This is a genomic window from Mycobacterium sp. ML4 (assembly GCF_054515735.1).
Map to the genome: position 1 here is coordinate 63933 of NZ_JBTNSY010000011.1, position 24528 is coordinate 88460.

The 24528-nt window shown below is 65.3% G+C and carries 23 protein-coding genes, 1 tRNA gene and 2 pseudogenes; 11 read left to right on the top strand and 15 right to left on the bottom strand.

The genetic code is table 11. The annotated features are described in order from the left end of the window. The first annotated feature begins 15 nt into the window (after nt 1-15). Together ACX9NE_RS14345 and ACX9NE_RS14350 are read left to right on the top strand one after the other, a co-directional pair. The gene (locus ACX9NE_RS14345; RefSeq protein ID WP_459363804.1) at nt 16-471 is read left to right on the top strand and encodes a Zn-ribbon domain-containing OB-fold protein; all 456 of its coding nucleotides are present in this window, start codon (nt 16-18) and stop codon (nt 469-471) included. After that, complete coding sequence (locus tag ACX9NE_RS14350; protein WP_459363805.1) at nt 468-1670, top strand: lipid-transfer protein; 1203 nt, start codon at nt 468-470, stop codon at nt 1668-1670. The genes ACX9NE_RS14345 and ACX9NE_RS14350 overlap by 4 nt, the downstream gene beginning before the upstream one ends. Nucleotides 1671-1679: 9 nt before the next feature. Here ACX9NE_RS14350 and ACX9NE_RS14355 read toward each other — a convergent pair whose 3' ends face one another. Together ACX9NE_RS14355 and ACX9NE_RS14360 are read right to left on the bottom strand one after the other, a co-directional pair. Next, nucleotides 1680-3323, bottom strand: a complete 1644-nt coding sequence (locus ACX9NE_RS14355) for a serine/threonine-protein kinase PknH/PknJ (RefSeq protein WP_459363806.1) — start codon at nt 3321-3323, stop codon at nt 1680-1682. Between the two features lie 112 nt (nt 3324-3435). Continuing rightward, entirely contained in the window at nt 3436-4056 is a 621-nt protein-coding gene (locus ACX9NE_RS14360; RefSeq protein WP_459363807.1) for an ANTAR domain-containing response regulator, read from the bottom strand. Between the two features lie 69 nt (nt 4057-4125). Here ACX9NE_RS14360 and ACX9NE_RS14365 point away from each other — a divergent pair. After that, nucleotides 4126-4202 (top strand) — tRNA-Leu (locus tag ACX9NE_RS14365). Between the two features lie 55 nt (nt 4203-4257). Here the strand turns inward: ACX9NE_RS14365 and ACX9NE_RS14370 are convergent. The 3 genes from ACX9NE_RS14370 to ACX9NE_RS14380 form a co-directional block, all read right to left on the bottom strand. After that, entirely contained in the window at nt 4258-4464 is a 207-nt protein-coding gene (locus ACX9NE_RS14370) for a tyrosine-type recombinase/integrase (protein WP_459363826.1), read from the bottom strand. A 108-nt stretch (nt 4465-4572) separates the two neighbouring features. Then, nucleotides 4573-4716, bottom strand: coding sequence for a hypothetical protein (locus ACX9NE_RS14375; RefSeq protein ID WP_459363808.1), 144 nt, complete (start codon nt 4714-4716; stop codon nt 4573-4575). Between the two features lie 86 nt (nt 4717-4802). Beyond that, nucleotides 4803-5399: a hypothetical protein gene (locus ACX9NE_RS14380; RefSeq protein ID WP_459363809.1), complete on the bottom strand. Its 597-nt coding sequence runs from the start codon at nt 5397-5399 to the stop codon at nt 4803-4805. Between the two features lie 99 nt (nt 5400-5498). On the opposite strand from ACX9NE_RS14380, the gene ACX9NE_RS14385 reads away from it, so the two are divergent. The 8 genes and pseudogenes from ACX9NE_RS14385 to cydC all read left to right on the top strand — a co-directional run. Next, nucleotides 5499-6056 carry a hypothetical protein gene (locus ACX9NE_RS14385; protein WP_459363810.1) on the top strand — a complete coding sequence of 186 codons (558 nt, stop codon included), beginning with the start codon at nt 5499-5501 and terminating at the stop codon, nt 6054-6056. Then, nucleotides 6053-6370, top strand: a complete 318-nt coding sequence (locus tag ACX9NE_RS14390) for a hypothetical protein (RefSeq protein WP_459363811.1) — start codon at nt 6053-6055, stop codon at nt 6368-6370. Before ACX9NE_RS14385 ends, ACX9NE_RS14390 begins: the two co-directional genes overlap by 4 nt. Nucleotides 6371-6805: 435 nt before the next feature. Continuing rightward, the gene (locus ACX9NE_RS14395) at nt 6806-8137 is read left to right on the top strand and encodes an adenylate/guanylate cyclase domain-containing protein (RefSeq protein WP_459363812.1); all 1332 of its coding nucleotides are present in this window, start codon (nt 6806-6808) and stop codon (nt 8135-8137) included. A 30-nt stretch (nt 8138-8167) separates the two neighbouring features. Then, on the top strand, nt 8168-8755 hold the full coding sequence (locus tag ACX9NE_RS14400) for an HdeD family acid-resistance protein (RefSeq protein ID WP_459363813.1): 588 nt from the start codon (nt 8168-8170) through the stop codon (nt 8753-8755). Nucleotides 8756-8850: 95 nt separating this feature from the next. Then, nucleotides 8851-10320, top strand: a complete 1470-nt coding sequence (locus ACX9NE_RS14405; protein WP_459363814.1) for a cytochrome ubiquinol oxidase subunit I — start codon at nt 8851-8853, stop codon at nt 10318-10320. 24 nt (nt 10321-10344) lie between these two features. Beyond that, nucleotides 10345-11385 (top strand): cytochrome d ubiquinol oxidase subunit II, encoded by a 1041-nt coding sequence (gene cydB / locus ACX9NE_RS14410; RefSeq protein WP_459363815.1) that lies wholly within the window; start codon nt 10345-10347, stop codon nt 11383-11385. 56 nt (nt 11386-11441) lie between these two features. Then, nucleotides 11442-13055, top strand: coding sequence for a thiol reductant ABC exporter subunit CydD (gene cydD / locus ACX9NE_RS14415; RefSeq protein ID WP_459363827.1), 1614 nt, complete (start codon nt 11442-11444; stop codon nt 13053-13055). Further along, nucleotides 13042-14658: pseudogene (gene cydC / locus ACX9NE_RS14420) on the top strand (thiol reductant ABC exporter subunit CydC); the annotation flags it as partial. The gene cydD and the pseudogene cydC, both read left to right, overlap by 14 nt. Nucleotides 14659-14662: 4 nt before the next feature. Here the strand turns inward: cydC and ACX9NE_RS14425 are convergent. The 10 genes and pseudogenes from ACX9NE_RS14425 to trpC form a co-directional block, all read right to left on the bottom strand. Next, complete coding sequence (locus ACX9NE_RS14425; protein ID WP_459363816.1) at nt 14663-16057, bottom strand: bifunctional lysylphosphatidylglycerol flippase/synthetase MprF; 1395 nt, start codon at nt 16055-16057, stop codon at nt 14663-14665. Between the two features lie 110 nt (nt 16058-16167). After that, on the bottom strand, nt 16168-16389 hold the full coding sequence (locus tag ACX9NE_RS14430; RefSeq protein ID WP_459363817.1) for a hypothetical protein: 222 nt from the start codon (nt 16387-16389) through the stop codon (nt 16168-16170). A gap of 60 nt (nt 16390-16449) precedes the next feature. Continuing rightward, nucleotides 16450-17313: an acyl-CoA thioesterase domain-containing protein gene (locus tag ACX9NE_RS14435; protein ID WP_459363818.1), complete on the bottom strand. Its 864-nt coding sequence runs from the start codon at nt 17311-17313 to the stop codon at nt 16450-16452. Continuing rightward, the gene (gene pyk, locus ACX9NE_RS14440; protein ID WP_459363819.1) at nt 17314-18732 is read right to left on the bottom strand and encodes a pyruvate kinase; all 1419 of its coding nucleotides are present in this window, start codon (nt 18730-18732) and stop codon (nt 17314-17316) included. It lies immediately after the preceding gene. Between the two features lie 153 nt (nt 18733-18885). Further along, on the bottom strand, nt 18886-19257 hold the full coding sequence (locus ACX9NE_RS14445) for a DUF2752 domain-containing protein (protein ID WP_459363820.1): 372 nt from the start codon (nt 19255-19257) through the stop codon (nt 18886-18888). A 40-nt stretch (nt 19258-19297) separates the two neighbouring features. Further along, a pseudogene (locus ACX9NE_RS14450) lies at nt 19298-19701 on the bottom strand (NINE protein). A gap of 182 nt (nt 19702-19883) precedes the next feature. Then, the gene (lgt, locus tag ACX9NE_RS14455; protein WP_459370729.1) at nt 19884-21566 is read right to left on the bottom strand and encodes a prolipoprotein diacylglyceryl transferase; all 1683 of its coding nucleotides are present in this window, start codon (nt 21564-21566) and stop codon (nt 19884-19886) included. After that, nucleotides 21563-22372, bottom strand: a complete 810-nt coding sequence (gene trpA, locus ACX9NE_RS14460; RefSeq protein WP_459362786.1) for a tryptophan synthase subunit alpha — start codon at nt 22370-22372, stop codon at nt 21563-21565. Before trpA ends, lgt begins: the two co-directional genes overlap by 4 nt. Next, entirely contained in the window at nt 22369-23625 is a 1257-nt protein-coding gene (gene trpB, locus ACX9NE_RS14465; RefSeq protein WP_459362787.1) for a tryptophan synthase subunit beta, read from the bottom strand. The genes trpA and trpB overlap by 4 nt, the downstream gene beginning before the upstream one ends. 35 nt (nt 23626-23660) lie before the next feature. Continuing rightward, a complete protein-coding gene (gene trpC / locus ACX9NE_RS14470) occupies nt 23661-24479 on the bottom strand; it encodes an indole-3-glycerol phosphate synthase TrpC (protein ID WP_459362788.1) in 819 nt (272 codons plus the stop codon). Between the last annotated feature and the right edge of the window lie 49 nt (nt 24480-24528).

The following is a 24528-nucleotide window of genomic DNA, read 5'->3' on the forward strand; positions in this document are numbered from 1 at the left end:
GAGTAATCTGGTTTGGTGCCAGAGGTCACCAGCCAAGAACCGGCGATCGACGGGTGGTTCGCCACCGATGACGCCGGAAATCCCCATTTGATCGGTAGCAGGTGCCCCGCGTGCGGCACCTACGTTTTCCCGCCCGCCTTGTTTGGAGGCGAGAACAACTGCCCGAACCCGGGCTGCGACAGCGACTCCTTGGAGTCCGTCGCCCTGTCGCGCCGCGGGACGCTGTGGAGCTACACCGAGAACCGCTACCCGCCACCGGCGCCCTATCCTGCCGCGGATCCGTTCGAGCCGTTCGCCATCGCCGCCGTCGAACTGGCTGACGAGGGAATCATCGTGCTGGGCAAGGTGGTTGAGGGCACGCTGGCGGCTGACCTGAAGGTCGGCATGGAGATGGAGCTGGCCACCATGGCCCTCTATACCGACGACGCCGGTGTCGAGCGCATCGTGTACGCGTGGAAGGTTTCCTCATGAGTGCCCCCGAACCGCTCTACATCCTCGGCGCGGGCATGCACCCGTGGGGTAAATGGGGACGTGATTTCACCGAGTACGGCGTAGTCGCCGCCCGCGCCGCCCTGGCCGAGGCCGGGCTGGACTGGCGGCAGATCCAGTTGGTCGCCGGTGCGGACACGATCCGCAACGGCTACCCGGGATTCATCGCCGGGTCGACGTTCGCGCAGAAGCTCGGCTGGAACGGGGTGCCGGTCAGTTCCAGCTACGCGGCATGCGCCAGCGGCTCGCAAGCGCTGCAGAGTGCCCGCGCGCACATCCTGGCCGGCTTCTGCGACGTCGCGCTGGTCATCGGCGCAGACACCACCCCCAAAGGCGCCTTCGCGCCTGTGGGCGGCGAACGCAAGAACGACCCGGACTGGCAGCGCTTCCATCTGATCGGCGCGATGAACCCGGTGTACTTCGCGCTGCTCGCGCGACGCCGCATGGACCTGTACGGTGCGACGTCCGAGGATTTCGCGCAGGTCAAGGTCAAGAACTCTCAGCATGGACTGCAGAACCCGAATGCCCGCTACCGCAAGGAATCCTCGGTGGAGGACGTCCTGGCCAGCCCCGTCGTCTCCGACCCGCTGCGTCAGCTCGACATTTGCGCCACCTCCGACGGTGCGGCCGCGCTGATCGTGGCCGGCGCGGAGTTCGCCCGCAAGCACCTGGGCTCGCTTGAGGGTGTGCCGTCGGTACGCGCAGTCAGCACGGTGACTCCGCAGTACCCGCAGCACCTGCCCGAATTACCGGATATCGCAACGGATTCCACCGCCGTGGTGCCGGCGCCCGAGCGGGTGTTCAAGGACCAGATCCTCGATGCCGCCTACACCGAGGCCGGTATCGGCCCGGAGGACGTGAGCCTGGCCGAGGTGTACGACTTGTCCACCGCGCTGGAACTCGACTGGTACGAGCATCTGGGTCTGTGCCCCAAGGGCGAGGCGGAGGCGCTGTTGCGCAGCGGCGCAACCGCTCTGGGCGGCAAGGTTCCGGTCAACCCCTCGGGCGGGCTGGCGTGCTTCGGCGAGGCGATTCCGGCCCAGGCGATCGCGCAGGTCTGCGAGCTGACCTGGCAGTTGCGTGGCCAGGCAACGGGTCGTCAGGTGGAGAATGCCAAGGTAGGCGTCACCGCGAACCAGGGCCTGTTCGGCCACGGGTCGTCGGTGATCGTCGCCCGGTGACGGGCCGGTTCAGCCCCGCACCTTGGCGGCCAGTGCGTCGGCGAGCCTGCTGCCGACCGTTCGGTCGATGTTGCCGCACGCTTCGGTCTTGATCAGGTAGCTTTGCACGGTCGAGACGACGTCTTGACACGACGCCGTGTTGCGCCGCTGACTGACGGCCAGGGCCGTGGTTCGGCCGCTGGTGATGTCCAGCGGATTCAGCTTGTACGCGGAGTTCGCGTCGGCACCCTTGTAGACCTTGCCCTCGCACTGCCGCCATGCCCCTGTGATGCGGCTCAGCAGGGCCGTTGCCATTTCGGGCGAGGGCAGCTCGATCACGCCCTGGCCGAGCAGGCCGTCAGCGTTGCCGCTACTGAATTTGTAAGTGGCGGAGAGCAACTGGACGTACGAGGATCCGGTAACCAGCGATTCCACCAGAAAGCTGTAGACGGGTCCACACTCCGGTGGATCGGTTGGGTAACCGCTGCTTGGTTTGTTTTTCGGAGGGTTCGGCTTCAGGTCCGAGATGCCGGTGGCCGCAGTGATTTCCGAGTTCGTCAGCAGCAGTGCGTCAATCGGCCGGGCCGCGATGCCGGTCGTCGGCAGCGCGCTTGACGTTCGGCCGGGCAACGCCGTTTTCTCGTTTCTGTTGGCGAAGGCCGATATTGAGACGACGACGGCGACGGACATCAGAACGGCCGCGGCGGCGGCGAGTAACGCCTTCCGCCGTCGTTTCGCGAACGCTGGCTCGGAATCGTTGTGGCGCAACGGTTTCGGCCGCAGAGTGCCCGGCGCTGGCGGTGGGACCGGGACAGCTTCGGTGGACAGCGTTGAGGTCGGCTGCGCCGAGACGGAACCCTGTGCAGCTAAGACGTCGTACGCTGCCTGCGCCAACTCCGCGCCTGTCTGATAACGCTCGTCAGGATCTTTGGCCATACCTTTGGCGACAACCGCGTCGAAGCCGAGGGGCAGTTCAGGACTTACGGCCGACGGTCGCGGCGGCGGCGCCGTCAGGTGCGCCATCATCTGCTGCTCGGCGTTTTCGCCCGGGAAAGGGCGCTGGCCGGTCAGACACTGATGCAACACCGCGGCCAGGGCGTAGACGTCGGACCGTGGATCGATGGAGTCCCCGCGGAAGCGTTCCGGGGCCATGTAGGCGAGCGTGCCGACCGCCATCCCGGTGCTGGTCAAGGCCGATTGATCGACCGCTCGCGCGATGCCGAAGTCGATGAGGTAGGCGAATTCGTCGTCAGTAACCAGAATGTTCGATGGTTTGACGTCGCGGTGCACCAGGCCGACGCGATGGGCCGCGCCCAAAGCGGCGGCCACTTGCCGCACGATACCGACCGCCTGCCGCGGCAGCAGTGCTCCTGCCTGCAGCACCGCGTCCAGATCCTTGCCCTCGATGAGCCGCATGTCGACGTAGAGTCGGCCGTTAATGTCGCCGAACCGGTGGATCGGTACGACGTGTGGTTCGTTCAAGCCGGCCGCTGCCAGGGCCTCCCGGCGGAAACGCTGCTGAAAGTTGTCGTCCGCGGCCAGATGCTCAGCCAAAACTTTCAGCGCGACCATTCGTTCAGTGGTGGTGTCGAACGCGCGGTACACCTCGCCCATACCTCCGCGGCCGATCAGCTCGATCAACCGGTAGTCACCAAACTGTTCCTCGGTCAGCATTCACCTACCCCGCCGCAAAACCATGGTGCGCATATTGCCGCAGATCATTGCCGAGCAGTCGCAAAATCGCATTCTCGAGGCAGGCGAAGTGCGACTTTGTGTCTGCTCGCGGTCAGGTGTCCTTGGACGTGTCCAGGGTTTCGAGCACTACCTCGGCGACGCGCTTCATCGACGTCCGCCGGTCCATGGCGGCGCGCTGAATCCACTTGAAGGCTTCCGGCTCAGTCATCCCTTGCTTGACCTGCAGCAGGCCCTTGGCTCGCTCGACGAGTTTGCGGGTCTCCAGACGGTCGCCCAGGGTGGCCACTTCCCGCTCCAGCGCGGTGAGCTCACTGAACCGGCTGACCGCCAACTCGATGGCCGGAATTAGATCGCTGGCGGTGAACGGCTTGACCAGGTACGCCATCGCCCCGGCATCGCGGGCGCGTTCCACCAAGTCGCGCTGGCTGAATGCGGTCAGCACGACGATCGGCGCAATACGTTTACTGGCAATCTCAGCCGCCGCGTCGATGCCGTCGCGACGCGGCATCTTTACGTCCATGATCACCAGGTCGGGCTTGTGCTGTTCGGCCAACTCGACGGCTTCCTGACCGTCGCCGGCCTCGCCGACGATGTCGTACCCCTCCTCTCGCAGCATCTCAGCCAGGTCCATACGGATGAGCGCTTCGTCTTCCGCAATCAGGACCCGGCGCGGCGGCGCGGCGGCGTCGGGGTTGGTGGTGGGGCCGGTCATGACGGACATTGTGTCGTGAGACTCTGCAAGGGAACTCGCGGGGTCCTTTAAGGTAGGACACCGACACCAGCCCTCGTATCCCAACTGGCAGAGGAAACGGATTCAAAACCCGTCCAGTGTGAGTTCGAATCTCACCGAGGGCACCACGGCTTGATGTTGAGCGGCGCTGGTAGAGGCCGTGTTTGAGTTAGTCAGGCACCGCTACTGGGCCGCCGTGCCCACATTTTGCCCACTTTTTCGTCTAACTTCTGCGCAACTCCACTCAAGTTCGTCGTCGAAAAGATCGGCGTAAATGTCCAGCGTCATGGCCGCTGACGCGTGCCCGAGCATTCGCTGGACGACCTTGGCGTTGGCAACGCATGAGATTTCTAGCGAGGCCGCCGTGTGCCGCAGCGCGTGCGCGGTGATTAGTGGAAACGTCTCGTCAGCGACCCGGCATCGATTTACAGCACCGGATAGCCACGACTTGTTCGACGCAGGTAGCCCTAGGGTATCCGCCGTCGTGGGCTGGCCAGATCAAATCGTCCCGCGCTTGCCCTCACACGTCGCGGCCGGTTCCTCGACGACGAACGGCACGAGCGCCACCGCGCGGCTGTGGCCCGACTTGAGCTTGCCCACGTGCGTGCGGCGGCAGACCGTGACCGCGTTGCGGTGCAGCACGACGCACGACGCACCGCAACAAGAAGTCAATATCGGCGCTGACGGGTTTCTTGGCAGAACCATTCACGCTGGCGGCGGGGCCGCATTCAATCACCAGCGGTATCGGTTTTACCTGGCCAGCCGCACTCAACGGAACGCGCTGTCGCGAGGTCGTACCGGCACTTGCGCCGACCGAGACCTCGGCGCGGCAGTCGCGCCCAGGACGCTTCGAGCACCGGCTTCGGCAGCGATGTGTCAGGACTGCTCATCACAATCACGTCGACCGATTCGCCCGGTACCAACGCGCTGAGCTTGTCGCTCCACATCGGCCACCCGAGCGCTGGCGGAATGGCTTCGGGCGGGTGAACCGTGCCGTCTTCGTCGATCGGCGTGTACATCTGTTGGTTTCCCATATCGGCCAACCACACCCGCGGTCGGCAATAACTGCCCGACAATCGGATATCGAATGCGGTGCCGTCGCCGTAGTTGGTCAGGCGCACCACGCCGCGCTGATCCCAATGCGGTCTGAATCTCGCGGTATCGCCGTCAGTCTGGGCGCGGTACATCCGCTCGGCGAGTTCGATCGTGTGGCCAATCGACGCCATCCGCAGATCAGCCCGCGGCCGGGTCAGCCACATGTTGAGCACGAACGTCACCAGCGCCGCGACACTGCCGCCCGTGACCACTGCCGACCAATCGAACACACCGGCACGATAACGGCGGCGCTGGCCAGCTTCGGGGAGGCACGCCAGTGCCTGATCGCTCTGTCGGTCCGTCCACCGCTCCCCCTAGACTTTCGATCCATGGAGCGCCTGAGGAGTCCACAGGAACCGGACAATCCTCCGTCCTCGGCACACGCGAGCGCTATAGAGAGCCTGAATTGGTCAGCCGCAATAGGATCGGCGTCGCCAACCGTTGAGGCGCAGGTTCTTCCGAAGCCGAAGTCTCGAAAAGGCATCATCGCCATTCGCATGTCACTGTGGGCGACCTTCGGCGTGGTCTTCGGGCTCGGACCTGTGATCGCGAACTCCATCAAAAGCGGCATGTCGGCCCACGGTCTCGATCTCACCGAGGTACTCGGGCGCGGTGAACTGTTCATCGTTGGCACCGTGATTGCTGGCGGCGCACTAGGCGAGTTGATCGCCGCGTTCGTGGCACAGGATTTCAGTGCAAAAGCTACTAGCTTGAAGCTGGGAGCAATCTTGGCTGGCTTCGGTGCACTACTGGGAATGTTCGCAAACACCGTTGGCTACATGACCCAGCAGGCAGAACCAGAGACGGTTCGCGACGCTTCTATGTGGTTTTTCTTCCTTACGCTTCTTCCTTGCGGCGCAATCATCGGAATGGTGGCAGCTCCGTGAATACTTTTGATTTGGCGACGTGGCTTGCAATCGCTGGCGCAGTCTTCGCAGCGTTAGGCGTGTTCACTGCATCTCTCACCTATCGGAGCGCTCGAAGTCTGCGGAAGAAGGTGCCCGACTCTGAGTTTGAGACAGCCATCCACGTCGTGATCGTGGTGCCGGATGAAGAACGCCGATACTTCCTCAGCGTGCCGCCCGGACTGGGAAGCTGGGAGGTTGTGGACAGGGTCGCAAAAGCGCTCGCTGACGCCGAGACGGAGAAGGTGGACATAGAGATGAAGCGACCTTCGGCCCAGTCGGACGGGCCGTCTTAGTTTGCTGTCTACATCGTAGGTGAGACAACCACTGGATTAACCGACCGAGATACATGACGACTTTCCGGAGTGCGCTCGCGCTCGGCCTGGTAGTACCAACGTTCTGCCTACATTTTGCCCACAGTTTCACTAACATTCACTAACGTCGACTAACGCGAATGCGCTGGTAGACGCGTTTTCGACCCCTTTACCAGGGCCTGAAATACAGATCGAATCTCACCGAGGGCACCACGAACCGCAGGTCACGAAAGCGGTCCTCCTGTGAGGCAGCAGCTTTGACTGCACAAGTTTTCAGTAATGTTGCGAATGCCGTGGACGGCCGGCCCTCCCGGCACTGCCAGGCCGGAATGCCGACGCCGGTTGTGTTGTTGCCACCGGCACAGGACCGAGCGGCTAGATCGCTCGTTTGTTGAGGTCAACAGTTAGGCTCTATTCGTGGCCGCTAAAGCATGCGGTGCCCGATCAGCTGGCGAGGACGGCTCGCAACGCCGCCCGGACTGCGTCGCCGCCGTCCGCTCACCCGAGCGGGATCTCCGGCAGCACTATGCCGCCAGCGCCGCCCGACGGGCGCGCATCCTCAACATCGCCGCCTGGATGTCAGTCGTCGTCAGCGCCAGCTTCATCACCGTGCAATTCTTCACGGGCGCATGGCTCTGGGAGGTCCTGTGGATCAACATCGCCGGCGCCCTGATCTTCGCGATCGTTCCCATGCTGCACCGCTTCGGAGAGCTGGTGGCCCCGGTGACGTTCATTCTGACGGCCTACATCACGGTGTACGCGAGCTGCTGGGAAGTGGGCACCGGTTCGGGTGCGGAGCTCTTCTTTCTGGTGGGCGCCTGTCTGGTGGTGCTGGTGCTGGGCATCGAGCACATCATGCTGGCGGGCTTTCTGGCGGCGGTGTCCGCGGCTCTGGTCATCACCGCCGAGCTGGTGATTCCTCGCGACACCGGCCTGCAGCCACCGTGGGCCCAGACAACGGGCTTCGTGATCACCACGCTGTCCGCGTGCGCCGTGGTGGTAGTGACGGTCTGGTTCGCGCTGCGCGATACCGCGCGCGCCGAAGCGGCGATGGAGGACCAGTACGAGCGCTCCGAGGCACTGCTGGCCAACATGTTGCCGGCCAGTATCGCCGAACGTCTCAAAGGGCCGGAGCGGCGCGTCATCGCCGACAAGTACGAGGAAGCCTCCGTGCTGTTCGCCGACATCGTCGGTTTCACCGAGCGCGCCAGCAGCACGCCGCCGGCCGATCTCGTCCGCTTCCTGGACCGTCTGTACAGCGCCTTCGACGAACTGGTGGACAAGCACGGGCTGGAGAAGATCAAGGTCAGCGGCGACTCCTACATGGTCGTCAGCGGAGTTCCGCGACCCCGGCCGGACCACGTCCAGGCACTGGCCGACTTTGCCCTGGACATGGCGAACGTCGCGGCTGAACTGAAAGATCCGCACGGCCGGGCGGTTCCGCTGCGGGTCGGTCTGGCGACGGGGCCGGTGGTGGCCGGCGTCGTGGGCTCGCGACGCTTCTTCTACGACGTCTGGGGTGACGCGGTCAACGTCGCGTCACGCATGGAATCCACCGACTCCGTCGGCCAGATCCAAGTGCCCGACGAGGTCTACGAGCGCTTGAAGAACGAGTTTGTGCTGCGGGAACGGGGCCACATCGCTGTCAAGGGCAAAGGCGTGATGCGCACCTGGTACCTGGTCGGACGCAAAATGCCCGAGGACACCGGAGAGGTTCCGGCCGAGGACGCGCGCGCCGCCCACGTCTGAGGTCAAAAGCCCCTATGCCAGGACCACCACATGCGCCACACTGGTGCCATGGAAAACAGTTCCGCGACGTTGCCTGCCCCGAGCTTGTTGCCACATCTCTGGAAGACCACGCTGATATCGGGCGTTTTGTCACTGGTAGTAGGCGCCGTCATCGTGGCCTGGCCGGGTATGTCGGTTCTGGTCGCCGCGATCGCGTTCGGCGTGTACCTCCTCATCACCGGTGCCGCGCAAGTGGCCTTCGCCTTCGCCCTGCATGTGTCGGCGGGTAGCCGCATCCTGCTGTTCATCAGCGGCGCGGCGTCTCTGATTCTGGCCGTGCTGGCGTTCCGGCACTTCGGCAACGCGGTGCTGTTACTGGCCATCTGGATCGGCGTCGGCTTCATTTTTCGTGGGGTTGCCACCACCGTGTCGGCCCTCAGCGATCCGGCGCTGCCCGGTCGCGGCTGGCAGATCTTCATCGGCGTGATCAGCTTGCTCGCGGGCATCGTGGTGATGGCTTCCCCGTTTGAGTCGATCATCACCCTGGCACTGGTGGTCGGGATTTGGTGCATCGTCATCGGCGTGTTCGAGGTCGTGTCCTCATTCGGTATCCGCAAAGCGTCACAAGGGCTCCGCTAAACCCTGCGTGATCGATAGATGTCTGGCGATGGCCTACCACAACTACTACACTGCGTCGTAGCTGTTTGACTGTCCGCAGCCCCGGGAGCTAACAGATGAATGTCGTCGACATATCGCGGTGGCAGTTCGGTATCACTACCGTCTACCACTTCCTCTTCGTGCCCCTCACCATCGGCCTGGCTCCCCTGCTGGCGATCATGCAGACAGCCTGGGTGGCCACCGGCAACGTCGCCTGGTACCGGCTGACCAAGTTCTTCGGCAAGTTGTTCCTGATCAACTTCGCCATCGGCGTGGCCACCGGGATCGTGCAGGAGTTCCAGTTCGGGATGAACTGGAGTGAGTACTCGCGGTTCGTCGGCGATGTGTTCGGTGCGCCGCTGGCCATGGAAGGGCTGCTCGCCTTCTTCTTCGAATCCACCTTCCTCGGGCTGTGGATCTTCGGCTGGAGCCGGTTGCCGCGACTGGTGCACCTGGCCTGCATCTGGATCGTCGCGATCTCGGTGAACGTGTCCGCGTACTTCATCATCACGGCAAACTCGTTCATGCAGCACCCCGTCGGCGTGCACTACAACCCGCAGACCAAACGGGCCGAGTTGAATGACATCCTGGCGCTGCTCACCAACAACACGGGGCTGACTGCGTTCAGCCACACCGTCGCCGGCGCACTGCTGACCGCCGGAACCTTCGTCGCCGCCGTCAGCGCCTGGTGGCTGGTCCGGTCTCAGACCACCACCGTGGACCCCGGCACCCGAGCGATGTACCGGCCCGCCACCGCCCTGGGCTGCTGGGTGGTGCTGCTGGCCACCGTCGGACTGTTCTTCACCGGCGACCACCAGGGCAAGCTGATGTTCCAGCAGCAGCCGATGAAGATGGCGTCTGCGGAATCGTTGTGCGACACCCAGACCGACCCGGACTTCTCCATCCTGACGGTCGGCCGGCAGAACAACTGCGACGCCCTGACCCGTGTCATCGAGGTGCCCTACGTGCTGCCGTTCCTCGCCGAGGGCAAGATCGAGGGCGTCAAATTGCAGGGCGTGCGCGACATCCAGAAGGACTACGAACAGCGTTTCGGCCCCAATGACTACCGGCCCAACCTGTTTGTCACGTACTGGTCGTTCCGCGCGATGATCGGATTCCTGGCGATCCCGGTGCTGTTCGCCCTGCTGGCGCTCTGGCTCACCCGTGGCGGACGAATCCCCGATCAGCGCTGGTTCTCCCGATTTGCGTTGCTGACCATTCCGACACCGTTCCTGGCCAACATCGCCGGGTGGGTGTTCACCGAAATGGGGCGTCAACCGTGGATCGTGGCTCCCAATCCCACCGGCGACCAGAACGTTCACCTGACCGTCGCATCCGGTGTCTCGCAACACACGCCGGGCATGGTGATCACGTCGCTGGCTACCTTCACCTTGGTCTATGCCGTTCTCGCGGTCATCTGGTTCTGGCTGCTCAAGCGCTACATCGCCGAAGGGCCGCAGGAGCACGACGCCGAACCCGCGGCGCCGCCGCCACAGGACCAGGACTCCGATCAAGAGCAGGTCAAAACGCTGTCGTTCGCCTACTAGCAGTGGCCGGAAAGGAGCTGACACATGAACCTTCAGGAGTTGTGGTTCGGCCTCATCGCGGCGCTGTTCCTCGGGTTCTTCATCCTCGAAGGCTTCGACTTCGGGGTGGGCATGTTGATGGAGCCGTTCGCGCGGGTCAGTAAGGGCGACCGTGAAGCACACCGGCGTGCGGCGCTCAACACCATCGGCCCGGTATGGGACGGGAACGAGGTCTGGCTGATTACTGGCGGCGCGGCGATGTTCGCCGCGTTCCCCGGGTGGTACGCCACCGTGTTCTCGACGCTGTACCTGCCATTGCTGGCCATCCTGTTCGGGATGATCTTGCGTGTCGTGGCCATCGAATGGCGAGGCAAGGTTGACGACACGAAATGGCGCGGCTGGGCCGACTTCGGCATCGCGATCGGGTCGTGGCTACCCGCAATCCTGTGGGGCACGGCGTTCGCAATTCTGGTGCGCGGCCTGCCGGTGAAAGCCAACGGTCAAGTCAACTTGTCGATCACCGACGTGCTGAACCCCTATACGCTGCTCGGTGGCGTGGCTACCGCCGCGTTGTTCCTGTTCTACGGCGCTTTGTTCGTGGCTCTGAAGACCGCCGGCGACATCCGTGACGATGCTCATCGGTTCGCCCGCTGGTTCTCGCTGCCTGCCACGGCTTTGGTTGCGGGGTTCGGGATGTGGACCCAACTGGCCTACGGCAAGGACTGGACCTGGGCGGTATTGGGCGTGGCCGTTGTGGCCCAGCTGACCGCGGTGTTGCTGGCCTGGCGTCAGATTTCTGACGGGTGGGCGTTCGTGTGCGCCCTGTTGGTGGTGGCGAGCGTGGTGGTGTTGTTGTTCGGCGCACTGTTCCCCAATCTGGTCCCATCGACACTGGACAGCCAGTGGAACGTGACGATCTACAACGCCTCGTCGACTCCGTACACCCTCAAGATCATGACCTGGGTGGCCGCGATCATGACGCCGTTGACGGTGGTTTATCAAGCATGGACCTATTGGGTTTTCCGGCAACGGATCTCGGCTGACGGAATACCGCCGTCGATCGGTTTGACCAGGCGTCCGTCCTGACCCGGAAAGACTCGCGCGCACCGCTGGACCCACGGCTCTGGCGGGCCTCGGGCTCGCTGCGCCGCTACCTGCTAGCCGAGGTGGCCTGCGGAGTCCTGATCACCGGCTGCGCGATCGGCTCAGCGATCGTGCTGGCGCGCGTCGTCGCGCGCGTGGCGACGGATCCAGGCTCCAGGCACCTGCACAGCTGGGCGGGTCCTCTGTCAATTCTTCTGGCATTGTGGGCTTTTCGGGCCGTTGTCCACTGGCTGCAGGCACGCCTGGGACAGCACGGAGCCAGCGCGGTGATCGCCGACCTCAGTGGGCAGGTGCTGACCGCCGTGACCGCTCGCGCGCCCAGCGAGTTGGCGGCACAGCGGGACGCCGCCGCGGTCGTGGTCACCCGCGGCCTGGATGGTCTGCGTCCCTACTTCACCGGATATCTGCCGACCCTGCTGCTGGCCGTCGTCCTGACTCCGGCCACCGTCGCGGTGATCGCCTGGTACGACTTGAAATCCACGCTGATCGTGGTGATCACGCTACCCCTGATACCGATCTTCATGGTGCTGATCGGACTCGCCACCGCCCAACGATCGGCGGCCTCGCTGGCCGCCATGACCACGTTGCAATCCCGGCTGCTGGATCTGATCGCCGGCATCCCCACGCTGCGCGCCCTGGGACGCGCAGCCGGTCCCGAGCACCGCATCGCCGACCTCGCTGCCGCACATCGCCGTTCGACTATGGCAACCCTGCGGATTGCCTTCCTCTCCGCACTGGTGCTCGAATTGCTGGCCACTCTGGGGGTAGCCCTGGTCGCGGTCGGCATCGGCCTGCGCCTCGTGTTCGGCGAGATGAGTCTCACGGTAGGTCTGACCGTGCTCCTGCTGGCACCCGACGTGTACTGGCCGCTGCGACGTATCGGGGTGGAATTCCATGCCGCACAGGACGGCAGGGCCGCGGCCGACAGAGCCTTCGCTCTGATCGGCGAAGCGCCGCCTGCGGCGACGGGCCAGCAGACGGTGGTCGCGCAGGGGGCACAGATCCGCATCGAAAACCTCAGCGTTGCCGCGCGGGACGGTTGCTCGCCACGGGACCTCAACGCAACCATCGAGCCGGGTGAGGTGACCGTACTGACCGGACGCAACGGCGCCGGCAAGAGCACCACGCTGCAGGTGATCGCCGCGCTCACTGCGCCGTCGTCGGGCCGAGTCACCGTGGCCGGGATCGATCTCGGTCACCTTGCACCGGCGCAATGGTGGCGCCAACTGTCCTGGCTGCCGCAACGCCCGGTATTGATCCCGGGCACCGTGCGGGAGAACCTGTCGCTTTACGGCCCGCTCGATGATCTTGAAAGTGCATGTGCCGCAGCTGGGTTCGACGCCGTGCTGGCTGAGCTTCCAAACGGGATGGACACCGAGCTCGGCCGCGGCGGCGTGGGGCTGTCACTCGGGCAACGGCAGCGGCTGGGTCTGGTTCGGGCCCTGGGGTCACCGGCACCGGTCTTGTTGCTCGACGAACCCACCGCACACCTGGATACCGGTACCGAGCAGCGGGTGCTGGCGGCCATCGTCGCGCGTGCCCGGGGCGGTGCGACGGTGGTGGTCGTCGGGCACCGCGAGCAGGTGGTGGCCATCGGTGACCGGGTCGTCGAGGTAGTCGCCGGGAGTGAGGCGTGCTATGCGCCGGTCTGATTTCCTGCTGACTAGCGCGGATCTGTTGCGGCCCCGGCTCCCCCGTCTCGTTGCCGCGGTGGCGCTCGGGGTGCTGGCGCTGGGTAGCGCGCTGGCGTTGGCTGGCGTCTCGGCGTGGCTGATCACGCGGGCATCGCAGATGCCACCCGTGCTCGATCTGTCCGTCGCCGTCGTCGCGGTGCGCACCTTCGCCATCTCACGCGGCGTACTGCGCTACTGCGAGCGGTTGGTCACCCACGACACGGCATTACGCGCGGCCGGCACCGCGCGGGCCCAGATCTACCACCGGCTGGCCACCGGCCCGGCCGCGGGCGCGGTCCGGCTGCACAGCGGAGAGCTGGTGGCCCGCGTCGGCGCCGACGTCGATGCGCTGGCCGACGTGCTGGTGCGCGCCCTGGTGCCGATCGGGGTCGCGACCGTGCTGTCGCTGGCGGCCGTCGTGGTCGTCGGGGCCATCTCGGTGCCGGCGGCACTGGTGCTGGCCGGGTGTCTGGGCCTCGCCGGTGTGGTGGCACCCTGGCTGGCAGGACGGGCCGCCGCCACCCAAGAGGCGATCGCCCGGCGGCATCATTCCGGGCGTGACACGGCGGCGATGCTCGCGCTGGAGCACGGGCCTGAACTTCGGGTCGCGGGTGCGTTGCCGGGGATCATCGCCCAATCACAGCGACAGCAACGAGATTGGGGCACCGCGCTGGACGCGGCGGCCAGGCCCGCAGCGTTCGCCGAGGCACTACCGACCGCCGCGACCGGAGTCAGCGTGATCGGCGCGGTGGCCGCCGCGCTGGGGATGGCACCGACCGCCGCACCGACGACGCTGGCGGTGCTGATGCTCCTACCGCTGTCGGCTTTCGAGGCCACCGCAGCCCTGCCGGCTGCTGCGGTTCAGCTGACGAGATCCCGGATCGCGGCGCGTCGCCTGCTGGACCTGGCACCACCCGTCGACGAGGACACCGGCACCGAAACGGTGACGCCGGCACGTCCGGGAGGACGGTTGTCTGCACACATGGTGTCCGGACACGCCATCGGACGCGGCGTCAGCGTCACAATCGATCTCTGCCCGGGTGCGCGCCTCGCTGTGACCGGCCCGAGCGGTTCCGGCAAAACGACCCTGCTCATGACCCTGGCCGGGTTGCTGCAGCCGCTGCAGGGTCAGGTAACTCTGGACGGGGTTGACCTGCACCGGATCCGGGAGGACGAATTGCGGCGCGCGGTCAGCTTTTTCGCCGAAGACGCGCATGTCTTCGCCACTACGGTGCGAGACAACCTGCTGGTCGCCCGGGGAGACTGCGACGACGACGAACTGAGCGCGGCCCTGGCTGCGGTGGGACTGGGCGGCTGGCTGTCCGGCCTACCTGAGGGACTGTCGACCGTGCTGACCGCCGGGGCCCAGGCGGTCTCGGCAGGCCAGCGCAGAAGGTTGTTACTGGCGCGGGCGGTGCTCTCACCCGCGTCGATCGTGCTGCTGGACGAACCCACCGAACACCTCGACGCCGCCGATTCCGACCGCATCCTGCGCGCGCTGTTAGCCGGCGATTCCAAACTCATGCCGGCCACTCGAACTGTCGTTGTGGCGACTCACCACCTTCCCGGTGATATCGATTGCGCGGTCACAGCTGTCGCCGGCGCGGCATGAATTCCAGCGACAGCAACACGACCGCCAGCGGCACGATCTGCGTCAGCGATACCAGCGCATATCGACGCGCGTCCATGGCATGAAACTTGCTGAGGTAACGGAATAAGGACTCGAGGGCGATCAACGGATCCAATATATGGATCAACACGTAACACCAGCGTTTCAGCCAGCCGTCAAGATCCCCTTCGAACAGTTCGGGGAATGCGGCAAAAGCCAAGGATACCCGTTGCGCTCCTTGATCTTTGGCCGCCGCGATCATGTCGATGCTGAGCCGCTCGTCGATCCCGTTCGGAGCCCCACGACGCCGCCAGGGCACGTCGAGGGAGACATCGCTGCCCCCGCCCGCGGTCGCATATCGATGGAATCCCTGCACGACTCCCTGTGCATCCCTGGCGATGATCAACTGCGTACCGGGATAACGTCCCTGCAGCACACCGTCGAGATTCATGCAAAATCCACGGTCGGTGCGAGCCCCTTTCGCGGAAGCCCGCAGCACCGCCGTCAGCTCCGCGCACAGGTCGGAATCGAGTTCCTGCTCAGCCACGATCTCCGTTGTCAGGCCGGCGTTATGGGTGCGGTTCACCGCCTGCCGGAGGTTACGGAACCTGCGGCCGACGAGCGCGAAGCCTTCCACGTCGACGACGACGTCGCGGCCAATCGGTATGGCACGCAATGACTGTCCGATCACCTCCGCACTCCACAAGTCGAGCCGGCGTTCCCCACAACCCAGCACCACCATCCGCCAGCCGTGGGTGTGACACACGGCGGCGAAATCGGCTATCAGGCTTGGGAATTGCGTTTCGTCGCCGATCGGGTCTCCACTCACCACCGCAAAGCCGAGGCGGGTCCGGTAGGCCAGCGCCGCGGTGGCCTGGTCGTTGAAGTGGTAACACTTGCCGGTCTGCATCGCGAACGGGGCCAGCGGGTCACGTTGGGTCGCATTGACAAGTCGCCACACCCGGGGCAGGTCCTCGGGCCGAGCCCGCGCGGCCATCGGCCACATCAGGGCCAGTCCTGAACCGGCGATCAAGAACTGGCCGAGTAGATCGAACGAGAGCACGCGCGCGCCAAGACCGCCGACGAGCATCGCGCAAGCAGCCAGCCCGTGCCTGGCCGTGACCGGCCGGCCGAGGAAGATGCCGCGTGCGATCAGGGCCACTGCGGCCAAGATCGTCAGCGACCAGACCAGCCGCCCGGCGTCGTGCCAGTCTTCGTGCCGACGGTCGCGGGTGAACACCGCGATCAGCCAGCACGCCGCGACCAGGACCCCCAGCGCGCCGAGGCACCGGGCCGCCGGCGAATCGACATGGACCACAACACGTTCGTGCCGCTGCCGTCTCGGCAGCAAACCCACTAACGGTTGTTTCATCCGCACCTCCGAAGATGAGCTGCGTCTAGCGCCAACGTTACTCCTGATCCCTGCAGAATTAGTATCGCAGCGTGCCAGCGGAATGTTTCACCGCAAGGGATAGCCCGCGATCACAAGGCGCCGCCCTCGATGCCGGGAGCGGCGGGGATCGGCCGAATCGCCCGCATGTCGCCGCCGGGCGCGATACCGGCCGGCATCGTCAGCGCCGTTGAGTTCAACTGCAACGCGGCGGCCTGGTCGAGCTGGAGCAGAGCGTGCTGACGCGGTGCGGCCGCGATCGAGGCCATCAGCGTCAGCACCGCCAGCCCGGGCCCGCAGCCGGTTATCCTCAAGAAGAGGTCGCAATACTCAATTCGATTACGCAACAATGCATTTCGCGCCAGTAGCGCGAATTATCTGCTGCGGGGGGGAAAGTACTTCAACACGCCCTCCTGCACAACCGTGGCGATGACCTGTCCCGAGCGGTCAAAGAAATGGCCGGTGCCCAGACCGCGCGAATCGGCGGCGACTGGCGAGGACGTGGAGTAGAGCACCCAGTCGTTGAAGCTGACTTGCCGGTGGAACCAGACCGAGTGATTCGCGGATGCCGCGAAAATGCGGTCGTAGCCCCAGGACAAACCGTGGGTGGTGATCACCGAGTCCAGCACTGTGGTGTCCGAGGAGTACAACATCGTGGCGGTGTGTAGCACGGGATCGTCGGGCAGGGCGCCCCGTGCTTTGAGCCAAACTCGGTTGTAGGCAAGGGTTTCGCCCTTGTCTCGCATTATCCATGCCGGGTCGTTGGTGTACCGCCAGTGGACGGGCTGCAGCGCGTTGACGAAATGCGGGACGGTCTGCTCGTAGCCGCGCAGCAGCTCACCTATCGCGGGTACGGTCTCTGGCGCGGCGACCTGCGGCGGGTTGACGCCGTGTTCGAGGCCACGTCCGCCGGACATGTAGGAGATCATCGCCGAGGACAACAGCGTTCCGTCCTGAATCGCGTCGACGCGCCGGTTGGCGAATCTGCGCTCGTCGCGCAACCGGACGACGTGGTACTCGATGTCCTTGGCGGTGTCACCGCCGTTGATGAAATGCACCGACACGGCGGCCGGCGGCAGATCGCGCTTGAGCGTGCGAGTGCCCGCGACGAACGATTGCGCCACAAGCAGGCCGCCGAAGGTCCGCATCGGGTTTTTGCTGGGGTGCGAGCCGACGAACCGGTCATCGGCGACCCGGCTGAGGTCCAGTACCGCCACCAGTTCCTCGAAGTCGGTCAACTAGACGTCATCCTCGCCGATCCGGTGCACGTGGATCAGATTGGTCGAGCCCACCGTGCCGGGAGGCGCGCCCGCGACGATCACCACCAGATCACCGCGCTTGTAGCGGCCCAGTTCGAGCAGCGACTTGTCCACCTCACGGATCATGCCGTCGGTCGACTTCATGTGTGGAACGATGAACGTCTCGGTGCCCCAGGTCATGGCCAGCTGGCTGCGTACCTCCGGCAGGTCGGTGAACGCCAGCAACGGCAGCGGGGTGTGCAAGCGGGCCAGGCGCCGGACCGTGTCGCCGGATTGGGTGAACGCCACCAGGGCCTTGGCGTCCAGCCGCTCGCCGATGTCGCGCGCGGCATAGGAGATCACTCCCCGCTTGGTGCGCGGCACATGGGTCAGCGGCGGCGCGGCCGTCGAATTCTCCTCGACCGCACACACGATGCGCGACATCGTCTTGACCGCCAGCAGCGGATACTTGCCGACGGAGGTCTCGCCGGACAACATCAGCGCGTCGGCGCCGTCCAGCACGGCATTGGCGACGTCGGACGCCTCGGCCCGGGTGGGTCGGGAATTCTCGATCATCGAGTCCAGCATCTGCGTCGCCACGATGACCGGCTTGGCGTTCTCGCGGGCCATCTGGATCGCCCGCTTCTGCACCAGCGGTACTTCTTCCAATGGCAGCTCGACGCCGAGGTCACCGCGGGCCACCATCACCGCATCGAACGCCAGCACGATGGCCTCGAGGTTGTCGATGGCTTCGGGCTTCTCCAGCTTGGCGATTACCGGTACCCGTCGCCCTACCCGGTCCATCACCTCGTGGACCAGTTCGACGTCGGAGGGCAAGCGCACGAACGACAGCGCCACCATGTCGACACCCAGCTTGAGCGCGAACGTCAGGTCCTGGATGTCCTTTTCGGACAGAGCCGGGGCGGACACGTTCATCCCCGGCAGCGAGATGCCCTTGTTGTTGCTGACCGGTCCGCCCTCGATGACCTTGCACACCACGTCGTCACCCTCGACGCGGTCGACAATGAGTCCGACCTTGCCGTCGTCGACCAGCACCCGGTCACCAGGTGTCGCGTCTTGCGCGAGCCGCTTGTAGGTGGTGGATACCCGGTCGTGGCTGCCTTCACAGTGAGCGACAGTGATCCGCACGGTTTCGCCGTCGGCCCAGTAGGTGGGCCCGTTCACGAAGCGTCCGAGCCTGAGTTTGGGGCCTTGCAGGTCGCACAGGATGCCGACGGCACGGCCGGTGGCGTTCGAAGCGGCGCGGACGCGGTTGTAAGCGGCTTCATGATCCGCATAATCGCCGTGGCTGAAGTTCATTCGGGCGACGTCCATTCCGGCTTCAACCAGTTCACGGACTAACTCGTCGGTGGGGGTGGCCGGCCCGAGGGTGCAGACGATCTTTCCGCGTCTAGTCACGACGACAAAGCATAGTCGCGCCGTCTGGCATCACGGCGACTGGAACATCCGACGCGCGGGGACCCGCGCGACGCCGAGCGTGCGACCAGCTTCACGTTCGACGCCGAGCGTGCGAGCAGCTTCACGTTCGCGGCCGTGCGCGCCGCGCGTGGATCAACCGCTGAGAACGGTCGGCATTAGAGGAAAGCCTGGCAGGTTGCGCACGACGGTCCAGGCCGTGGCCGCTAACACCAAGGTGACCGTCGTGGGTATCGGGAGCCATGATCGGCCACTGAACCGGCGCACCGCGATCCAAGCCGCAAGAAGCGGGATAAGCACTAGCAGGAAGACATTGTCGTAGACGCTTGCCATCAGGTGGCCGTGCAGCAGATCGTGCGTCATCCGAAGCCCACCGCAGGCCGGACAGTTCAAGCCGGTAACCCACTTGAACGGGCATTGCGGGTAGACCGATTGCGGGTTGTGTGGGTCGGCGGTCCCGATGTACGCCAGGGCACCCGCCAACACCGCCGCGGTTCCTCCAGCCACATATCGCCCCGTCGGGGACGCCGGGAAGGGTGGGTCAGGTTCAATCACGGAGTGGTCGGCCCTGCGGATCGGTGACTTTGTCGGTGAGGATCAGCACCGCGTCGATGACGCCCCAAATGACCGCCCCGAGACCACACGTCACCCAGCCGACCACCATTTGCGCGATGCCTAACCCGATGTGCCCGGCGTATATACGTCCGATGCCGACCAGACCGAATAGCCCCAGCAGTTGCAGTAGGCCCGCGACCGTCTTGGACTTGTCCGAATACGGCTGGCCCGTAACAGGATGCCGGCCGAACGGCGCCGACGGGTCGTAGCCGGGCCCGTATTGCGGATGCGGCTGGTAGGGCGGCGGAAACGGAGGCGGCGGATATCCCGGGTCCTGCTGCGGGTAGCCCGGGTCTGGTGCGCCGGACCACGACTGATCGGTCACGGATTCAGCATGCCAGATAGTGCTGGGCGCTGCCCGGCGCCTCGACGGTTCACCGGGAGGACCGTCAGTCACCTCATTCGTACTGCTGACGAGGCGGTGACCTGCTCGCGATCTCTGTGACATCGGCGGTATCACGCGGGTCGCCGACCGAAACTAATTGGGGCACAATGCAATCAGCGCCCAGCGAGTAGCGTTAAGAACGCTGCCGCCTGAGCCGCAATCGCCAACGCGGCCGCGCCGCGCCGATGTCGCCCGAGGTAGCAGCTGCATTCGTAGGCGCCTTGACGCCATCGCCCTCCGGCTCGACGGCCTCGGCCTCGGCTGGCGGCGAGTCGGCCAGTTGCCCGGCTGCACCTTCATCAGCGCCGCCGTCATTACCCGACTCGCCCTTTGCAGGCTCACCCTCGATCGCCGCGGGCTGCTCGGACTCCCCGGCGTCAGGCGCGTCACCGATTCCGGTGTCGGGGTCGGCATCCTCGACGACCGCGTTGATCGAGTCGGCGTCCTGAGGCTTCGGCGCCGGTCCGTCAATCTCGACTTCTGCAGCGGAGTCCACCGCCGCCGGCTCCTCAACGACCTCGGACCCAGCCTCACCGTCGCCAACCTCCCCCAGCTCAGCCTCGGCCCCCACCTCAACCGGCTCCGCAGCTACCGCCTGCTCAATCTCCGCCGCCGGCTCCTCAACGACCTCGGACCCAGCCTCACCGTCGCCAACCTCCACCGGCTCAGCCTCGGCCCCCGCCTCAACCGACTCCGCAGCTACCGCCTGCTCAATCTCCGCCGCCGGCTCCTCAACCACGTCAGACTCAGCCTCACCGTCGCCAACCTCCGCCACCTCAGCCTCGGCAGCAGACCGCTCGGTTTCCGGCTCTCCGACCGCACCGGCTTCATCACCGCCTCCCGCTGCCGAAGCGGCAGCCGCCGAAGCTGCCGATGCCGCCGCAACTGTCGCCAGTTCCTTGTCCTGGTCCGCTTCCGGTTCGGGGACCCTTTCAAGGTCCGGAGCCCCACGGCCACGCAACAACTCTGGATCCGCCCGGTCCTTGGGCGCCAGGATGATGTAGACCACCGCGCCGATGAAGACGAACGTCGACGTGAACGTATTGATCCGAATGCCCGCGATATGTGTCGCGGTGTCGTCTCGCAACAACTCGACGCCGAAGCGCCCGATGCAGTAGAGCGCGACATAAGACGCGAAGAGCCGACCATGGCTCAGCGTGAATCGCCGATCCAGATAGATCAACGTGACGAATACCAAGACATTCCAGATCAATTCGTAGAGGAACGTCGGCTGCACGACGAGTGCCACCTGCCCCGTCGAGACACCGTCGAGCGAATGAACGTCGACATATCCGGCCGGGTCCCGCCGGTAAAAGATTTCCAGGCCCCACGGCAGCGTGGTTTCCCGCCCGTAAAGCTCTTGGTTGAAATAGTTTCCGAGCCGTCCGATCGCCTGCGCGAGCACCACTCCGGGAGCCACCGCGTCGAGGAAGGCCGACACCGGAATACCGCGACGTCTGCAACCGATCCAGGCACCAACCGCACCCAGCGCCACCGCACCCCAAATACCCAAGCCGCCGTCCCAGATCCGCACCGCCGCAGCCAAACCGGCACCACCGGGACCCCAGTAAGTCTGCCAGTCCGTTGCCAGGTGATAGAGACGGCCCCCGATCAACCCGAACGGCACTGTCCACAGCGCGATGTCGTAAACGACGCCCCGTTGACCGCCCCGGGCCGCCCAGCGCCGGTCCCCTATCACCAGGGCGACCAGTATGCCGGTGATGATGAAGAACGCGTAGGCGCGAATGGGTAGCGGCCCCAAGTGCCAAACGCCGCGCGGCGGGCTGGGAATGTAGGCGAGGTAGGTAGTCGTCATGCGGACTGCCCGCGACGTACCCCTGCGGCGAGTTCCTCGGTCAGCGCACGCAGTGCGGGCAAACCCTCGCCCAGCGCAGACACCAGCGCCGATCCGACGATCACGCCATCGGCATAGCCGCCGATCTGCGCGGCCTGCTCGCCCGACCGCACGCCAAGGCCGACGCCCACCGGTATGTCAGCCACCGCCTTCACCCTCCTCACGAGTTCAGGTGCGGCCGTCGACACCGCATCACGCGCGCCCGTCACACCCATCGTCGAAGCCGCGTAGACGAATCCGCGCGACGCCTCGACGGTAGCCACCAGCCGTTCGGGCGTCGAAGACGGGGCCACCAGGAAGATGCGATCCAACGCGTACTCGTCGGACGCCGCGATCCATTGACCCGCCTCGTCGGGAATCAGGTCCGGAGTGATCAGACCCTGACCTCCCGCCGCTGCCAGGTCGCGGGCAAAAGCATCAATCCCGTAGCGCAGCACCGGGTTCCAGTAGGTCATCACCACCGCACGGCCGCCGGCGGCGCTGATCTCCTCGACCGCTCGCAACGTGTCACGTACCCGAACTCCCCCGCTCAGCGCCTGCTCGGTAGCCCGCTGAATCGTCGGACCGTCCATTCCCGGGTCGGAATACGGCACGCCGACTTCGATGATGTCGCAACCGGATTCGACCAGGGTGGTCATCGCCTGCAACGACGTCGGCACGTCCGGGTAGCCGGTGGGCAGGTAGCCGATCAATGCCGCCCGGTCTTCGGCGTGGCACGAATCGAACGTCGGCCCCAGTCTGCTGGTCTGGCTCTGCTGAACGGTCATGACTCGTCCATCAGACCGAACCACCTGGCGGCGGTCTCCACATCTTTATCGCCGCGGCCCGACAGATTCACCACGATCACCGCGCCCTTTCCCAATTCAGCGCCCAATTTCAGCGCTCCGGCCACCGCGTGCGCGGATTCGATAGCCGGGATGATGCCCTCCGATCGGGACAGCAGGCCGAAGGCGTCCATTGCCTCCGTGTCGGTGATCGGCTCGTACTGGACGCGTCCCGAGTCCTTGAGCCAGGCGTGTTCCGGCCCTACCCCGGGGTAGTCCAAACCCGCCGAGATGGAGTGCGATTCGACGGTCTGTCCGTCTTCGTCCTGTAGCAGGTAGGAGAACGAACCCTGGAACGCGCCGCGCGATCCGCCGGTGAATGTCGCCGCGTGGCGGCCCGTCTCGACGCCGTCGCCGGCGGCTTCATACCCCACCAGCCGCACGCCGGGGTCGTCGAGAAAGGCGTGGAAGATACCGATCGCGTTTGATCCGCCACCGACGCAGGCGACCACCGCGTCGGGCAACCTTGCGGCCTGAGCCTGGATTTGGACGCGCGTCTCCATGCCGATGATGCGTTGGAAGTCGCGCACCATCGTCGGGAAGGGATGCGGCCCGGCGGCGGTGCCGAAGCAGTAGTAGGTGTTGTCGGCGTTGGTGACCCAGTCGCGGAATGCCTCGTTGATGGCGTCCTTGAGGGTTCTGGATCCCGTCTGTACCGACACGACCTGCGCACCGAGCAACCGCATCCGGGCCACGTTGAGGGCTTGGCGTGCGGTGTCGACGGCGCCCATGTAGATGATGCAGTCCAATCCCATGAGTGCGCATGCGGTGGCCGTGGCGACGCCGTGCTGGCCGGCGCCCGTTTCGGCGATCACCCGTGTCTTTCCCATCCGGCGCGCCAGCAACGCCTGACCCAACACGTTATTGATCTTGTGAGAACCGGTGTGATTCAAGTCTTCTCGTTTGAGAAAGATCCGCGCCGAACCTGCATGCTCAGCGAGCCGGGTCGTCTCGTACAACGGAGACGGCCGCCCGGCGTAGTGCGTCTGCAACTTGTCCAGGGTGTCCAGGAAATCCTGGTTGACGCGTTCCTTTTCGTAAGCGGCGGTGACTTCTTCGATGACAGCCATCAACGCCTCGGGCACATAGCGCCCGCCGTAAACGCCGAAATGGCCGCCCGCGTCCGGGTCGTAGCGGGTGCGTTCGACGATGGCGGCACTAGTGCGCGGAATGTCCGGGTTCGACAGGTCTGCCATCAGAAGGACTCAGGGCGTGCGCAGCACATCAACGGCTAGCGAGCCGGTTTCGGACAGGACGGATGGGTTCCCGCGGTGACCAGGTCGGCGACCGCGGCACGGGGATCGCCACTCTTGACCAGCCCTTCGCCGACGAGCACGGCATCAGCGCCCGCGCCGGCATAAGCCAACAGGTCGCCGGTGTGGCGAACACCGGATTCGGCGATCCTGATCACCTTGCTGGGCAGCCCCGGAGCGATCCGCGCGAAGCAGTCCCGGTCGACCTCCAGCGTGGTGAGATCGCGGGCATTGACCCCGATTACGTTGGCACCGGCCTTCAGTGCGCGATCGGCTTCTTCTTCGGTGTGTACCTCCACCAACGCCGTCATGCCGAGCGACTCGGTGCGGTCGAGCATCGACACCAACGCCGACTGGTCCAGCGCGGCGACGATGAGCAGCAACATGTCGGCGCCGTGCGCGCGCGCCTCGTGGATCTGGTAGGGCTGCACCACAAAGTCTTTGCGCAACACCGGAATCGACACCGCCGCGCGCACAGCGTCAAGATCATCGAGCGAGCCGTGGAAACGTCGTTCCTCGGTCAGCACACTGATGATCCGGGCGCCGCCGTCCTCGTAGGCGCGCGCCAGCTTCGCCGGGTCGGCGATCCTGGCCAGTGGACCCTTCGACGGACTGGCGCGCTTGACTTCGGCGATCACGCCGATACCGGGCTCGCGCAGCGCGGCCATCACGTCAAGAGGCGGCGGAGCGGCGGCCGCGGCGGCCTTGATTTCGGAAAGACTTACGCGGGCTTCGCGCGCGGCAACATCGGCCCGGACTCCCTCAAGAATGGAGTCAAGCACGTTGGCCGGACTCATACCTGCGGTTCCTTCCTTCTGTAACCCACTGTGACTCTGGGTCACCCCA